General features: G+C 53.7%; 12 protein-coding genes and 2 pseudogenes. 12 read left to right on the forward strand and 2 right to left on the reverse strand.

The genetic code is table 11. The annotated features are described in order from the left end of the window. The first annotated feature begins 61 nt into the window (after positions 1-61). The 7 genes from CCASEI_RS14945 (at position 62) to CCASEI_RS01295 (ending at position 7,072) form a co-directional block, all read left to right on the forward strand. Positions 62-961, forward strand: coding sequence for a hypothetical protein (locus CCASEI_RS14945; RefSeq protein WP_155894808.1), 900 nt, complete (start codon positions 62-64; stop codon positions 959-961). After that, complete coding sequence (locus CCASEI_RS01270) at positions 958-1,926, forward strand: hypothetical protein (protein ID WP_225868422.1); 969 nt, start codon at positions 958-960, stop codon at positions 1,924-1,926. The genes CCASEI_RS14945 and CCASEI_RS01270 overlap by 4 nt, the downstream gene beginning before the upstream one ends. A gap of 94 nt (positions 1,927-2,020) precedes the next feature. Next, the gene (locus CCASEI_RS01275; protein ID WP_025386919.1) at positions 2,021-2,680 is read left to right on the forward strand and encodes a hypothetical protein; all 660 of its coding nucleotides are present in this window, start codon (positions 2,021-2,023) and stop codon (positions 2,678-2,680) included. A 146-nt stretch (positions 2,681-2,826) separates the two neighbouring features. Further along, positions 2,827-3,834 (forward strand): hypothetical protein, encoded by a 1,008-nt coding sequence (locus CCASEI_RS01280; protein ID WP_025386920.1) that lies wholly within the window; start codon positions 2,827-2,829, stop codon positions 3,832-3,834. 11 nt (positions 3,835-3,845) lie between these two features. After that, complete coding sequence (locus CCASEI_RS01285; RefSeq protein WP_025386921.1) at positions 3,846-5,204, forward strand: serine/threonine-protein kinase; 1,359 nt, start codon at positions 3,846-3,848, stop codon at positions 5,202-5,204. A gap of 182 nt (positions 5,205-5,386) precedes the next feature. Continuing rightward, positions 5,387-6,289 carry a hypothetical protein gene (locus CCASEI_RS01290; protein WP_025386922.1) on the forward strand — a complete coding sequence of 301 codons (903 nt, stop codon included), beginning with the start codon at positions 5,387-5,389 and terminating at the stop codon, positions 6,287-6,289. A gap of 117 nt (positions 6,290-6,406) precedes the next feature. After that, entirely contained in the window at positions 6,407-7,072 is a 666-nt protein-coding gene (locus CCASEI_RS01295; protein WP_025386923.1) for a hypothetical protein, read from the forward strand. Positions 7,073-7,257: 185 nt separating this feature from the next. Here the strand turns inward: CCASEI_RS01295 and CCASEI_RS01300 are convergent. Further along, a pseudogene (locus CCASEI_RS01300) lies at positions 7,258-7,989 on the reverse strand (IS256 family transposase); the annotation flags it as partial. Positions 7,990-8,104: 115 nt separating this feature from the next. Here CCASEI_RS01300 and CCASEI_RS01305 point away from each other — a divergent pair. Then, positions 8,105-9,415 carry an ISL3 family transposase gene (locus CCASEI_RS01305; protein WP_025386925.1) on the forward strand — a complete coding sequence of 437 codons (1,311 nt, stop codon included), beginning with the start codon at positions 8,105-8,107 and terminating at the stop codon, positions 9,413-9,415. Positions 9,416-9,428: 13 nt separating this feature from the next. Here CCASEI_RS01305 and CCASEI_RS01310 read toward each other — a convergent pair. Further along, positions 9,429-9,941, reverse strand: a pseudogene (locus tag CCASEI_RS01310) (IS256 family transposase); the annotation flags it as partial. A gap of 393 nt (positions 9,942-10,334) precedes the next feature. On the opposite strand from CCASEI_RS01310, the gene CCASEI_RS01315 reads away from it, so the two are divergent. The 4 genes from CCASEI_RS01315 to CCASEI_RS01330 are packed head-to-tail and all read left to right on the forward strand — an operon-like array spanning position 10,335 to position 14,194. Then, positions 10,335-11,564 (forward strand): IS110 family RNA-guided transposase, encoded by a 1,230-nt coding sequence (locus CCASEI_RS01315; protein ID WP_025386928.1) that lies wholly within the window; start codon positions 10,335-10,337, stop codon positions 11,562-11,564. After that, positions 11,561-12,634 carry an ABC transporter substrate-binding protein gene (locus CCASEI_RS01320; protein WP_225868424.1) on the forward strand — a complete coding sequence of 358 codons (1,074 nt, stop codon included), beginning with the start codon at positions 11,561-11,563 and terminating at the stop codon, positions 12,632-12,634. Before CCASEI_RS01315 ends, CCASEI_RS01320 begins: the two co-directional genes overlap by 4 nt. Next, on the forward strand, positions 12,631-13,413 hold the full coding sequence (locus CCASEI_RS01325; RefSeq protein ID WP_025386931.1) for an ABC transporter permease: 783 nt from the start codon (positions 12,631-12,633) through the stop codon (positions 13,411-13,413). The genes CCASEI_RS01320 and CCASEI_RS01325 overlap by 4 nt, the downstream gene beginning before the upstream one ends. Then, a complete protein-coding gene (locus CCASEI_RS01330; protein WP_006823799.1) occupies positions 13,406-14,194 on the forward strand; it encodes an ABC transporter ATP-binding protein in 789 nt (262 codons plus the stop codon). The genes CCASEI_RS01325 and CCASEI_RS01330 overlap by 8 nt, the downstream gene beginning before the upstream one ends. Positions 14,195-14,214 lie beyond the last annotated feature (20 nt).

Genomic DNA, 14,214 nt, shown 5'->3' on the forward strand with positions numbered 1-14,214 from the left:
CCTGTGGATCTTGTGTGATGATTCTTTGTAAAAGCTGGCATACAAACTAAAGGACAGTGTGATGAACGAGAAGAATCCTTGGGGTAACGGTTCAAATAATTCTGCGGGAAACTCAGGGGCTTCTCCAGACGGGCACAATCCTTGGGGCACTCCATCGCAGGATGAAAATCCCTGGGCAGTGCATCCCGAGACTTCAGCATTTCCTCCAGCCAATGAATATTCTCATTCAGCACAAAATGCTCCATGGGACGAAAGTGCGGATTTTGCTTCAGCTTCATATGGGCAAGGGGGATACTACGGATCCCAGGAACAGCCCGGGTATGAGCAGGCAGCGGCCACTCCTCAAGCGCCTGCAAAAAGAAAAGGCAGGTGGGTACTTCCTGTTGTCATCATTTTCGCATTGATCGCACTGGTAGCTGGCGCTGTCGTTGTTGCTATCCAGACTGGATGGCTGAACCTCAGTACTCAGGGAGACGCAGAACCTCACATCGAAACTGAAGTTGTTGTTGTCCCTGCAGAGGGAGACTCCGAAGAGTCCGGTGACGACGGCGCTGCAGATGAGGAAAGTGAAGATAACGACAGCACTGATGAGGAATCGGATGGCGATGGTAATCGAGACGATGAGGCAGAGGAAGAAGACAACTCACGCCCATCCGCGATATCTCTTCCTCGCAGCGCATCAGAGATAGATACCTCCGACTCGCGTGGTTCCGCGCGGTCGGTAACCTCCGATGATCGTGAATTTAGCGATGTTTATACCGGAACGAGCGTTACTAGTGATGCATTTGCTCGAGCGGTGCACTCGGCTTTCTTGGACTTTTATGAATCCACGGGCGAAACCTCAGGAGCTATTACTGCGTATAGTCCAGTAACCCAATTGAACTACACGATGGACTGTAGGGATAACGGTAGCTATGTCACCTGTAGCGGCGGAAATAACGCGGTCGTTTATATCTCATGATGAGCACGTTTCGGTCGAAAAGTTCGGCTGCATTAGTGGCAAGTTGCCTAGGAGTTTCCCTATTTCTCACGGGATGCACAATCGGTGTTTCATCGAGCTTTGATGACGAAGAAACCACACCAAGTACCTTGACAGTAACAATTTCCAGCAGTGCCGCAGCTGATATACCGCATTCGACCGAAGCGATTGAATCAACCGTTGAACCTGAGCCGATTCAAACGTCTGAAAGCGCTACAACACAACCGAATGTCGATGACATATCCGGTCAACTGCAATTAGCTGTTGATAATGCGATTTCGGCATACGGTGGTTCAGCGGAAATTGCATTTTCTGATGGTTATACCTCAGTCACCGCGGGTGATATGACTCCGTACGCTTCCTGGTCAACAATCAAGGTGCCTATTGCTATTGCGGCTTTAAGAAACGACCCTTCCCAACTTGCAAATGTTACGGCGGCTATTCAGTGGTCGGATAATGCTGCTGCTGAAACACTATGGGGATCTCTAGGGGCACCTGAAGAAGCAGGGCTAGTTACTGAGGAAGTGCTAGCGGAAGGCGGAGTGCAGGTACCTGTAAGCACAGTGGTGACACGGGAAGGATTCAGCTCTTTCGGTCAGACGATGTGGGCAGCGAGTGATCAGGCACGTTTCGCAGCAAACTTGGCGTGCATTCCTGGAAGTGAGCCAATTTTACAGAATATGGCGCAGATTGAACCCAGCCAATCCTGGGGAATTGGTGGCCTTCCACAAGCACAATTTAAAGGTGGATGGGGACCTGAACCCAACGGCTCATACAGCGCCAGACAATTTGGGTTGACCACTGATCCGGCAACAGGGCAGTCCCGGGCCTTGGCGATCATCGTCAGATCAGGGTCTGGGAATTTCAATGATGCCCAAATGATGGCAAACGCGCTAATCTCAGAAGTGCAGAGTGTGATACCACAGTCGCCTCCTACCTCTTGCTAAAATCTGAATTCCCCTACCGGGTAAAACCGCAGGAGTCAGAATCGATTGCGGTGCTACTCGAATTATGAGCCCCCTACTCTCAATGAGGTTTTCTATGACTCCTGCATCTCAACCACCTCCATTGCGGATTGATGACCTGCTTGGCAACCGCATCATTCTTGAAGCCGGCCAGGAAGCGATTGTTGGCCGTTCGGGTACCTTCCCGGTCGGAACGGATGATGCTTTTCTGCACCGAAGTCTCTTTCAGCTTTGGTATGGCGGCTTAGGGTGGATGATCGCAAACCGAGGAAGGCACATTCCGCTGGACATTGAGCCTCGCGGTTCTCGTTCACTAACACGCATCCATTTGGGGCCGGGGGCTGTGACGGTGATGCCGGCTGGGCCAAGCGCAATTACGTTTACAACCCCGGAACGTCATTATGAGATTCACATTGACATCCCATCTACAGGGATTTCCCGACCCTCACAGCTGAACACTTTTGATGGCGACATTACTCATGCTCGCCACATTCCAAATGAAGATCAGCGGATTATGTTAGACGCCTTAGCTGCTCCGTTGATTAAGAACCCGGGGGCGAATGATGGAGATCTACCTACTGTCAAGGAGCTGGCTGAGCAGTTGGGGTGGACGGAAAAGAAAACCAATCAGAAGATTGAACGCCTCTGCCAGCGCTTGGCGCAAGACGGTGAAAATGTATATAAACCCTATAAAAATTTCTTAGCGCACTACGCAGCTAGTCAAGCTCGACGCTGAATTTTATAGCGTCTTAACTGTGTTTTCACCCTACAGAGGGGGTAAGTGTGGGGATCGTTCCCCATTTGCTCTCCGCTGGCTATGCAGTTTCATTTTGCAAGTGTCAGAATAATTTGAACAACCCTGGTCCCCCGAAAGGAATTCCCTTGTCAAACTACAACCTTTATGAATCGCTCAACCTTGATAGCAGCGCGTCATCCAATGAAATCGTCTCCGTATTGGACACCAGGATTCAGGAAGGAAATTTAGACAATCTCGGTGGCATTGAAGAAGTCAAGCTCGCAAAGCAGATTCTGGGGGACTTTGAGAAACGAGCAAAGTATGACGCTCGCTTGGCTGATCCGACGGCTCCCGAAATCACGGTTGACACGATTCGTGACCTAGCTGCTCTGGGCGCAGGAGCAAGCAATGCTGCAAACGCTAATGCGCAGCACCAGGATGCTCAACGTGCCCGTGGATTCAATTCGCAAATTTCCCCAGAAAGGGTTGCCGCAGTAAAAGATACCTTTAACTCAGCGGCAGCAGGTGCAAGTGAGCGAGCACGCGATGTCCAGGCTGAGTATAAAAAGTCTTCTCGTACCGCAATCATTATCACTGCCGTCGCTGCATTTGTCGTAGGTGGACTCATCGTAGGTCTCGTCAGCTCGATGTTCGGCGGAAGTTCAGTTGCTTCCGGTGGTGGTGATTACAAAGGCGCTGAAAAGTTCGCAAACTCCTTCCTCGAACTGCGTCAACCAGAGGAAACACGCGAGTGGATCATCGAAAACGCCGATGCGGCCGACAGGAGCTCGATGTTGTCACGACTCGGAATAGGCGAAGGTTCTTCATATGCCGGAATGGATGGTTACTTCGGACATAATGAAATGACTGCAGGCAAGCCTATTGCTTTGACTGAGTTCATCCGTTCTGCACATGACAGCGTAGATTCCTATGCCGAGGAGTATGGCGATTCAGATTCCAGTGGCGACAACAGCCCTGAAATCCTGTCTGAGGTGTCGCTGGGTTATTTGTTTGGCGACGAGAGTACGGAACTCGACCCTGAGAATGAGTATTTTATCGTGCCAATCATCGGTGACTCTGACTACCATGAAGGCACCTTGTCCGTCGTGAAGAATGGGAACGACTGGGTGCTTGAAGCCTTCAGTCTTGGATAGCTGCCTTTCTGATGGTTAGCAATACCCATAGTTTTATCTCAACCCTTAGCGAGCGCCACGGTTTCACGGAGATTTCTGAAATCGGGCGTGGGGGTATGGGTGTGGTTTATCGTGCATTCGACGAGAAGCTGCAGCGCTATGTAGCGGTTAAGCAGCTTTCGACAGAACTTCTCGATGAAGAAACTGGTCTCGCCCGTTTCCGTGCGGAAATGGTGACGTTAGGCCGGATTAGTCATTCAGCCGTAGTAAAAATTCATTTTGCTGAGGTTACGGAGAATGGGGATGCCTACTTCGTCATGGATTATGTCCAAGGCGAAAACCTATCCACCTTGATAAGACGACATCGGGAATGGGGAAACAGATTCACGGTCGCTGAAACTGTTGAACTATTGCGTCCAATTGCAGCCGCATTAGATTTTCTTCACATGCGGATGGATCCGCCTATCATCCACCGCGACATTAAACCGGCAAATATTCTCGTTCCAGATTCAACCGCAAGTGAGTCTAGGTCCCTGCTGACCGATTTCGGGATTAGCTTGGCTGCCGAAGATACACGGCTAACTAGTTTGTCGATGATGATCGGCACCGAGCGGTACTTTGCACCTGAACTCGTTCCTGGCGGAGAGAACGGCCCGAAAGATCTCGCGCATAGTCAACCAACTGTGGGCAGTGACAATTATGCTCTGTCACTCATTGCTTTTGAGATGCTTACGCTGCAGTCTCTTAAAGACACAATGAGTCCAAACCAGTGGGCTGAATCCGATCGGCCATTTCCTAAAATTGCAGCGCTCGGGCTGAATCAGAAAGACATGGGCGACGTCGATCGGATCGAACAGGTTCTTCGCAAGTCGCTGCATCCAGCACCGGCATATCGCTTTATGACTGCGACGGCGTTTATTCAAGCCCTGGCACAAACAGGTAACCGCGCATCGTGGCAGCGTCCACCACGTCCGCCGCAAAACGCGATAGCGAACCAGAATACGCGGATACCTGATGTGCCTACTCCATCGCAGGAGTCTTCTTCAGGGTTTGAATTCAACAAGCCAACGATGATTACGTTGAGCGCCTTGGCTGTCGGATTATTGGTAATTCTGGGCGCAATTGGCACCTTTGCCTTTCTGAATCCTGCGTGGCAAGAACCAGAATCTGCCATCGCAGATGCGTTTCCCAAGATCATTTCCGACAAGCCCGATTCCCCTGGATGGGCGGGGTTAGAGTGCTCAGCCGGCGTAGCCGGAGAGAATGAACAAGCTCGCATCGTTTGTTCTGATAGCGATCTGAGTATCACTTTCGCGGACTTTGGTTCTCAAGAAGATCGCGACAATTCCCTCGATGGTGCCGAAAGAAAACATTGGGAAGTCGGTACTTGAGAGGTTGCCACACTGAACTTGGGAACGGACGCAGAAAATAGTGAAGACCGGATTGCAGTAGCCCCTATGAATGACAAAGAAGAGTTCGGAATCTACCTAGAAGGCTCTCAGGCCAAGGATCGTTTTCAAACACTTCCGTTGTGCTGACGCTTTCAAAACTTAACTAGAGACAAAGAGGACAAATGAGTAATCCGTGGAATGGTCCAGAGAAACCTGAAGAGAATAACCCATGGGCACCCAAGGAAAATAATCCGTGGGAACAACCCGATGATTCAGCGCCACCGACAGCAGGGTGGGGACATGCTGGCTACGGCTCCCAACAGCAGTTCCATGAAGATACGGATAGTCTTGGGGATGCAGGTTCGGTCCAAGCTCCATCACCCGTGAAGAAAAAGAACCGATTGGGCGGATTCTTGATCGGGCTCATCATGGTGCTCGCCTTGGCTATTATTGCGGCCGTTGCCTGGTTATATCTCAGCGGTCGTATCGGGGCGGGCGAACAAGATAGTTCTGAAGGAAACGAAGAAGCGGTAGTTCAGACCGCAGAACTTTCAAACGAAGAATCCGCTAGTGCGGCTCCCGGCAGTTCGGAGAGCGCCCCAGCCTCAGCTTCCTCAGATCCATCAGAGGAAGCATCGGAAGAACAGCCTGAGGACGTATCGAGTGAAGAGCATAATGATGAGGAATCGGGCGAAACAGCTAGGTCTGTAGGACGACCTGCCACAGAACCTGCTGCGCCGGAGCTGCCAGAAGCAGCCCGCGGCGCCGGGTTAACACTGTCCGGATGGTCGGATAATGCTGCGACCCGCTGTGACAGTTCTCAGAACCTCGTATACGCCGGCCGTGACAGCGATGCTTGGATTACGGTGTGCGAATCCAATGGGCAGATGACTTATAGGTCAGATATTTTCGGTGGAACCTTGACGGCTACTGTAGACCAAAGTCGCTCCAACCCAGCTCGCGGTGAGTTCTACGTCGATGCTTCACCGTCTATCATTCAAGTGGTTGGTGGTGGCGTGGAAGTATTCCAAGGCGGTACTCTGATAGCCGAGAAGAACTTCCCTTCAGCCTGGGTTATCGACTAGCGGATTCCTTCCGCGTACTTAGCCTATTAGCTTCAGAATGTCGCGTTAAAAAGGGCTTCTGGGGAGCACTCCCCACATTGTAGAAACGCTCTATCCAGGTGTTTTACAGTAATAAGCATGAGTACATCGAACACTGACATCATGCTAGCACCTGGCGAAAGCGGCCACTACTCTCGAAGCTTCCGCCCCAACCTTCTCCTCTTCTGGCTACGCGACACCTATTTGGTGACCAACAAGCGACTCGCCTTGAAATGCGCCAACACCATCTTCGGATTCATTCCACTCGGATTTGAAGAGAAATCCATTCCAATGGGCTCCATCGCCGGCGTCAACTCATCATTCAAAGTTAAGCCGGTTCGGCTACTCTTTGCCGGCTTTATAGCAGCGGTGATGCTCTTCATGGGACTGTCGGCGCTTGCGGGTGGTGCGGTCGGAGGGCTCTTCCTTCTTCTTGCTGGAACTTTCTTTGCAGCCATTGCGGCCAATTCCATCATGGCATCCCTAAGTGTTACCAATAATGGTGGCGGGGTAAACGAGGTAACAGTCTCCATCTTGGATAAAGCAGCCCTGGACGATTTCAAGAACAAAGCTACTGAGTACATCTACTCAGCTTCTGCAGGCGGAATCTCCTGGCAACAGGCATACGCAAGTAATTCTGAGGGGTTCCAGAATTCTATGGGTCAACCACAGGGACACATTGCGCCACAGTCCCACCTTGCACAATCTGAACCTACAATCCCACCTCGACTCCCCAACCAAGGTACCGGCAATTCTGGCTGGTGATGTCCTTAGCTAACTGAGTAGGACACGCGGGATCCTCAATCGAATCGTAACAATTACTCCAGCCCAGTCCCCAATGGACTGGGCCCGATAGCGGTCAAGTCCGCCCGAGTGGTGTTTCTGCCTTTCGTTGAAACAAGCAGTGTGATGGCCTCAGGGACCAGCACGGGCTTGGTACTGTGACTGGTTCATGCGACTTCCTTGGTGGTGGTGTCGGCGTCGATGACGTTGGCGGTGATCATTGCTTTGGTTTGCTCAAGGCTTGTCAGTGACATGTAGCGGTTTTGCTGAATCCAGTCATCATGTTGTTCTGCCAACACAGCACCAACAAGGCGCACAATAGCGTCACGATTAGGGAAGATTCCAACAACATCTGTGCGGCGCCGGATTTCTCGATTGAGCCGTTCAGTGGGGTTATTCGACCAGACCTTCTTCCACACTGATTTCGGCGTATTGGTAAACGCCAATAGTTCGTCGAGGGCTTCTTCTAGGTAGTCGGCCACGTGTGGGAACTTCTGCTCGCAAAATGCCACGACCTCTTTGGCTTGGGACCACACCGATTCCGAGTCTGGTTGTTGGAATATCGTGTGAAACATCGCCGATAACGTCGGCCATTGAGTCTTGGGCACCATCGCTGAGAGGTTCTTCGCGAAATGGGTACGGCATCGTTGCCAGGACGCATTCGGTAACACGTCACTGATCGCGTGCTGGATACCTAAGTGAGCATCACTGGTTACCAAATAGACCTCATTAAGCCCGCGGGCTTTTAAGTCACGGAAGAACCCGGTCCATGACGATGCTGATTCCGATGTAGCGACCTGCATGCCTAGTAGCTCGCGGTAGCCTTCAGCATTAACCCCGGTAGCAAGGAGTACGGAGGTTTTAACCACTCGTCCGCCTTCACGGACTTTCATGGTTAACGGGCTCTTCCGTTTTTAGAGTGCATTGTGGGTGTGGCAGATAAGTAAACGAGCCTCTTGTCGGTAATGGTTTAGGTGTCGAATCTATCCACTTACCAACAAGGGGCTCTTACTCGTGGATTCTACTAGCAATGTCGTCGCTGACACCATCTGCCGCACCGCCGAACTTGGCCTAGCCATTACAGGTGCCATGGACGCAGGAGATTTCACGTTCATCGAAGCCACCGCTACCGCTTTTGCCGATTCGTGCAGTAGCTGCGCTATGTCGGGGCAGTTTCGGGATCATGCCTATCGCACTCTCATTGATCTGCCGATTGTTGGTTTCCCCACCAAGCTACGCATCCGCCTGCCACGCTATCGCTGCACCAATGACAACTGCGCAGTCAAGTACTTCCAAGCACAACTGGCATGTGCAGATCCAGGTAAGAAAGTCACCCACCGGGTCACCCGCTGGATACTACAACGCCTAGCCATTGACCGGATGAGCATTTCCGCTACTGCGAAAGCCCTCGGAATCGGATGGGATCTCACCTGCCAGCTAGCGCTGGACATGTGTCATGAACTGATCTACAACGACCCGACCCACCTGGATAATGTACAGGTCATCGGCGTGGACGAACATAAATGGTCTCACAATCGCAACGCTTATGGTGCAGGCTTTGTCACCGTGATTGTGGACATGACTGACCATCACCACAACACCAAGCGCCCAGCACGTTTATTGGGTGTGGTCGAAGGCCGCAGTGCTGATGCGTTGCGTACCTGGCTTGCTGCACGAACACCCGAGTTTCGCCGTCAGGTACGCATCGTCGCCATGGACGGATTCCAGGGCTATGCCACGGCCAGCAAAGAACTTGTGCCCAACGCCAGGCGGGTTATGGATCCGTTCCATGTTGTGCGTTTAGCTGGCGATAAGCTCACCGCCTGCCGGCAACGACTCCAGCGGGAGAAATACCAGCGCCGCGGACTCACACACGACCCGTTGTACAAGAACCGGAAAACCTTGTTGACCACGCAGAAATGGCTAACAGACAAGCAGCAAGCCCGCCTGGATGAGCTCTGGGCTTATGACAAAGACTATGGGACATTGAAGATGGCGTGGCTTGCGTATCAGGGCATTATTGACTGCTATCAGATGAGTGATAAACGCAAGGCCAAAGCGCAAATGCGCGATATCATCAACGCGCTATGCAAACTTCCGTCCACGAATAAAGAACTTGCACAACTTGGCCGCAGTCTAGATAAACGCCTAAGTGATGTCTTGGCATTTTTCGACGTAGGAGTCTCCAACGGACCAGTCGAAGCCATCAATGGACGCCTAGAACACCTCCGCGGAATCGCGCTTGGATTCCGCAACCTCACCCACTACATCCTTCGATGCCTCATCCACTCCGGACAGCTCACCCACAAAATCAACGCACTCTAAAAACGGAAGAGCCGGTTAACGCGTCACATGAGACATACAAGTATGGGCCGGTATCTAGTGGCCTGGTGCGAAAATCTTCGACCATGCAATCAAGATCTTTCGCCATCTCAGAGACCTGGGATTTTGAGAGATTATTGATACCTAGACTAGCGACAAGATCGTTCATCCTGCGAGTGGATACGCCCTTCAAGTAGCAGGTGGCTATCACGGTGGTGAGTGCTCGTTCGGCCCGGGTTCGTCGTTCCAGGAGCCAGTCCGGGAAGAACGATCCAGTGCGTAGCTTAGGTACTGCAACATCGATGGTACCCACGCGAGTATCTAGGTCGCGGTGGCGGTAGCCGTTGCGGACATTGGTGCGAGACTCAGACGTGGTGGCGTAATCGGCGCCGCAGACTTGGTCAGCTTGGGTCGAGAGGATTTGGTTAATGAAACCTTGAAGCATCTCGCGCATGAGATCTGGGGATGCTTGAGCGAGCAATTCGTCTAAGTAGGTAGTCGGGTCTATAGAATAAGGGGCAGCGGCCATCGTGGTTATCCCTTTCGAGGAAGTGTGGTTATGGAATCGAAAGGTACTACGGTGGTCGCCTCATTCATTCATAAGGGCTATCACCGATAGTTACAGATACACCACGCTAGCGGACACTGATAATAGAGAGTGCGGGACAAGAACCACTCGGAATGACCCACTAGCGGACTGGTCACAATCTGATTGTGTGCCTTCGTTGCGATCTGTCTTCCGGGCTGGTTCTCGCCCCGCACCGCGATCCGGTGATTCGGTCATGACTTTATAGGAGCGTGACCTCTCACCGTGACCACCCTGGCAGGTGTCATGGTACTAGTCCCATCAGTGTCTTGTCTGCCCGAACCCTCGGATCAGCGGCTACCTTCACCATTTCCCTATACGAAAGCGCTGACAGCCATGACCACAGACATCGATTTCTCTGCAAAACCCGTTGCTGGGGTCGACACCCACACCGACACCCACACCGTTGCCACGGTGACTGCAACCGGCCGGCATCTGGCCACCGAAACCTTTCCCACCACCAGGGCCGGCTACACACACCTCACCGAGTTTCTTAACAAGCACGGTGTCGGCACCGTCGGAGTAGAAGGAACCAACTCTTTCGGTGCCGGATTAACCCGGCACCTGATAGACCGTGGCTACACGGTAGTTGAAGTCCTGCGCCCGAAGCGCAGCATCCGACGCCGGGACGGGAAGTCAGATCCGGTGGATGCCCTTGCCGCCGCGCGACAGGTCCTGTCAGGGGAAGGACTGAGCACGCCTAAAGATTCCACAGGCCCGGTGGAGTCGTTACGAGCGTTACAGATCACCCGGAAACAGCTGGTGTCCACCACCACGACACTCATCACGACGATAAAGTCGTTGCTGGTCACAGCTCCTGATGATATCCGCACCCGCTACGGAACTATGACTAACCACACCCTTGTCAACGCATTGGTGTACTGCCGTCCATCGCCGGATCTTAGCGATCCGCGAAATGGTGTGCTGACCAGCCTGAAGATTCTGGCCACGACCTACCGCGCGTTGCGGGTGCAGTGTGATGAGTTGGAAGCCCGGATCTCTGCTCTGGTGTCAATGATCAATCCTCATGTCAGCAGTATCGTAGGATGTGGGGCTCTTGTTTCCGCTGATCTGTTGATCAGCATCGGAGATAATCCTGAGCGCATTCACTCGGAAGCAGCGCTGGCGAACTTGTGTGGGGTGGCTCCATTGCCGGCAAGCTCTGGGCGAACCAACCGGCACCGGCTTAATCGTGGTGGTGACCGGCGTGCGAACTCGGCGTTGTATCGGATTGCTCTTGTGAGGATGCGCTATGACCAACGCACCAAAGCCTACGTCGCTAGGCGCACCGCAGAAGGGTTGTCGAAAAAGGAAATTATTCGCTGCCTCAAGCGAGCCATCATCAGAGAGGTCTACCGCGTGATCTGTACCAAGCGCAGTACGCCCCAACCGAGGGATCTTCGGCGAGATGAGCTGAAAGAACTGCGCATCGCGAAGCAGCTCACCCAGGTGTACGTAGCGCAACATTTAGGGTGCGCCCCGGCGAGGATCAGTGACATCGAGACTGGAAAACGTCCGTTAACGGAATTAGCGTCGGCCTACGAAAAATTCCTGAAAACCGTTTGACACACTATAGGAGCATCAACACCCCGTTGACCATCGGCTACGTGCCCATTGCGTGCTCTGCACCGATTGCTATCGCTGACGCCCTGGGCCTGTTTAAAAAGCACGGCGCGAACGTCGTGTTGAAGAAGTTCTCCGGCTGGGCTGACCTATGGACGGCCTATGCCACAGAACAGCTGGACGTGGCGCACATGCTTTCACCCATGACCGTGGCGATTGATGCCGGCGTGACCAATGCCGCGCGCCCCACGGAGCTGTCTTTTACCCAAAACACTAATGGCCAGGCCATTACTTTGGCCTCCAAGCACTATGGCTCAGTGAACTCCGCGCAGGATTTCAAGGGCATGGTGCTGGGCATCCCGTTTGAGTACTCCGTGCACGCGTTGCTGCTGCGCGACTATTTGGCCGCGAACGGCGTGGACCCCATCGCTGATGTGGAACTGCGCCTGCTGCGACCAGCGGACATGGTGGCGCAGCTGTCCGTGGAAGGCATCGATGGCTTTATCGGCCCGGAGCCGTTCAACGAGCGCGCCATCAAGAGCGGCTCCGGCAAGATTTGGCTGATGACAAAGCAACTGTGGGACAAGCATCCATGCTGCTCGGTGGCGATGGCCAAGGAATGGAAGGCGGAGCACTCCAGCGCCGCGCAAGGTGTAAACAGCGCGCTGGAAGAAGCCGCTGCCATATTGAGCACCCCGGCGCAGTTCGATTCCTCCGCGCAGACGCTGTCGCAGGAAAAATACCTCAATCAGCCCGCAGAGCTTCTCGATGGCCCATTTTCAGGCGTCTACCAAGACTGGCACGGCAACACGCATACTGACTTAGAACGCATGTCCTTTGGCGACCCAACGGACCCGGCGGCAATCGTGTGGATGGCCACGCAGATTGCCCGCTGGGGCTTGGGCGGTGACACGTTGACGATGGATGATTCCACCATCATCGCCGCCGCAGAAAGCGTGCTTGTGCCGGGACTGGAAGTGACTGGCGAACACTTAAGTATTAACGGCGTGGATTTTGATCCACTGGCCCCTACTCGTGGATATGACCACATGGACTCGGTGATTTTTCGGTGAATACTAAACCCAAACCACTTCACGCCGTCATTATTGGCGTAGTGATGTTTATCCTCACCATCGGCATTTGGCAGTTTGCCGCCAACGCCGGGTGGATTAGCGATATCGCGCCAACGCCCGCGAATACTTTTGCGCGCGGCGTGGAGATTCTCTCCGACCCGTTCTATCAAGATGGCCCCGCCAGCGTCGGCATTTTCTGGCACCTGATGGCGAGTTTGCGTCGGGTGCTCTTTGGCTTCTTGCTCGCTGCGATTATAGCTTTGCCAGTGGGCTTTATTCTGGGGCGCAGTACCACGCTGCGCTGGGCTGTCGATCCGGTAGTGCAGGTTCTGCGCCCAGTCTCGCCACTGGCGTGGCTGCCACTCGGTCTCGCGCTTCTCAAAGACGCTGAAAACACCGCCGTCTTCGTCATCTTGCTCTCGGCGCTGTGGCCGATTCTAATTAACACCATCGATGCCGTGCGCAGCGTTAATCCGACGTATATCAACCTCGCGGATACCATCGGCACCGACTGGTGGTCGCGCATTGTGTACATCTGGCTGCCGGCTTCCTTGCCGGGCATTATTACCGGCCTGCGCTTGTCACTGTCCACCGCGTGGCTAGTTATTGTCGCGGCGGAGATGCTCATCGGCGGACGCGGCGTGGGCTTCTTCGTGTGGAACGCCTGGAACCGCCTGGATATTGACGCCATTGTTGTCGCGATTTTCATCATCGGTATCGCGGGCCTGATTCTTGACCACCTCGTCGGCGCATTGCAGAAAGTAGTTCGCTATGACTAAATCCCTAAAAACCACCGCGACTGATGCCTCAGTTGAACTGGACTCCATCACCAAGTCCTATGGCCCGACCACAATTATTGGTGATACCAGCATCAACATCAACGACGGCGAGTTCGTCGCCCTGCTGGGGCCTTCTGGTTGCGGCAAGTCCACCATTTTGAAGATGATTGCAGGTCTTGCGGAGCCATCCACCGGCACCGTTAGCACCGGTCACAAGAAGGTGCAGGGGCCTGGCCCGGACCGCGGCATGGTGTTCCAGGACCATGCGCTTTTGCCATGGATGACCGCGCGCGGCAACATCGACTTCGGGCTGCGCTCCGCACGACCAGGCTTGAGCAAAACCGAGCGCGCTGAGATTACCAAGAACCACTTGGAGCAAGTAGGGCTTTCCGATGCCGCTGAGCGCCGCCCCGCCCGCCTTTCCGGCGGCATGCAGCAGCGCGTCGGCATCGCACGCGCCTTCGCCATCGACCCGCCGATCATGCTTCTCGATGAACCCTTCGGCGCCCTCGACGCCCTGACTCGCCGCGAACTACAAATCCAGCTACTCAACATCTGGGAAGCATCACGCCGCACCGTCGTCATGGTCACCCACGACGTTGACGAAGCAATCCTGCTCTCCGACCGCGTCCTCGTCATGTCCAAGAGCCCTGAAGCCACCATCATCGCCGACATCAACGTCGACCTCCCGCGCCCACGCCACGAAGTCAGCGAAGACCCTTCCGTCGAAGCCAAGACCGCCGAACTGCGCAAGGAAATGCTCCACCTCCTCGAGCACTAGCCCCGTTGACCTCTCAAGCG

It is taken from the genome of Corynebacterium casei LMG S-19264 (assembly GCF_000550785.1).
Classification (GTDB): domain Bacteria; phylum Actinomycetota; class Actinomycetes; order Mycobacteriales; family Mycobacteriaceae; genus Corynebacterium; species Corynebacterium casei.

What these genes read in the sequence shown, in the direction of transcription:
- CCASEI_RS14945 (WP_155894808.1), top strand. Translation starts at nt 62, where the DNA reads ATGAACGAGAAGAATCCTTGGGGTAACGGTTCAAATAATTCTGCGGGA.
- CCASEI_RS01270 (WP_225868422.1), top strand. Translation starts at nt 958, where the DNA reads ATGATGAGCACGTTTCGGTCGAAAAGTTCGGCTGCATTAGTGGCAAGT.
- CCASEI_RS01275 (WP_025386919.1), top strand. Translation starts at nt 2,021, where the DNA reads ATGACTCCTGCATCTCAACCACCTCCATTGCGGATTGATGACCTGCTT.
- CCASEI_RS01285 (WP_025386921.1), top strand. Translation starts at nt 3,846, where the DNA reads ATGGTTAGCAATACCCATAGTTTTATCTCAACCCTTAGCGAGCGCCAC.
- CCASEI_RS01290 (WP_025386922.1), top strand. Translation starts at nt 5,387, where the DNA reads ATGAGTAATCCGTGGAATGGTCCAGAGAAACCTGAAGAGAATAACCCA.
- CCASEI_RS01295 (WP_025386923.1), top strand. Translation starts at nt 6,407, where the DNA reads ATGAGTACATCGAACACTGACATCATGCTAGCACCTGGCGAAAGCGGC.
- CCASEI_RS01315 (WP_025386928.1), top strand. Translation starts at nt 10,335, where the DNA reads ATGACCACAGACATCGATTTCTCTGCAAAACCCGTTGCTGGGGTCGAC.
- CCASEI_RS01330 (WP_006823799.1), top strand. Translation starts at nt 13,406, where the DNA reads ATGACTAAATCCCTAAAAACCACCGCGACTGATGCCTCAGTTGAACTG.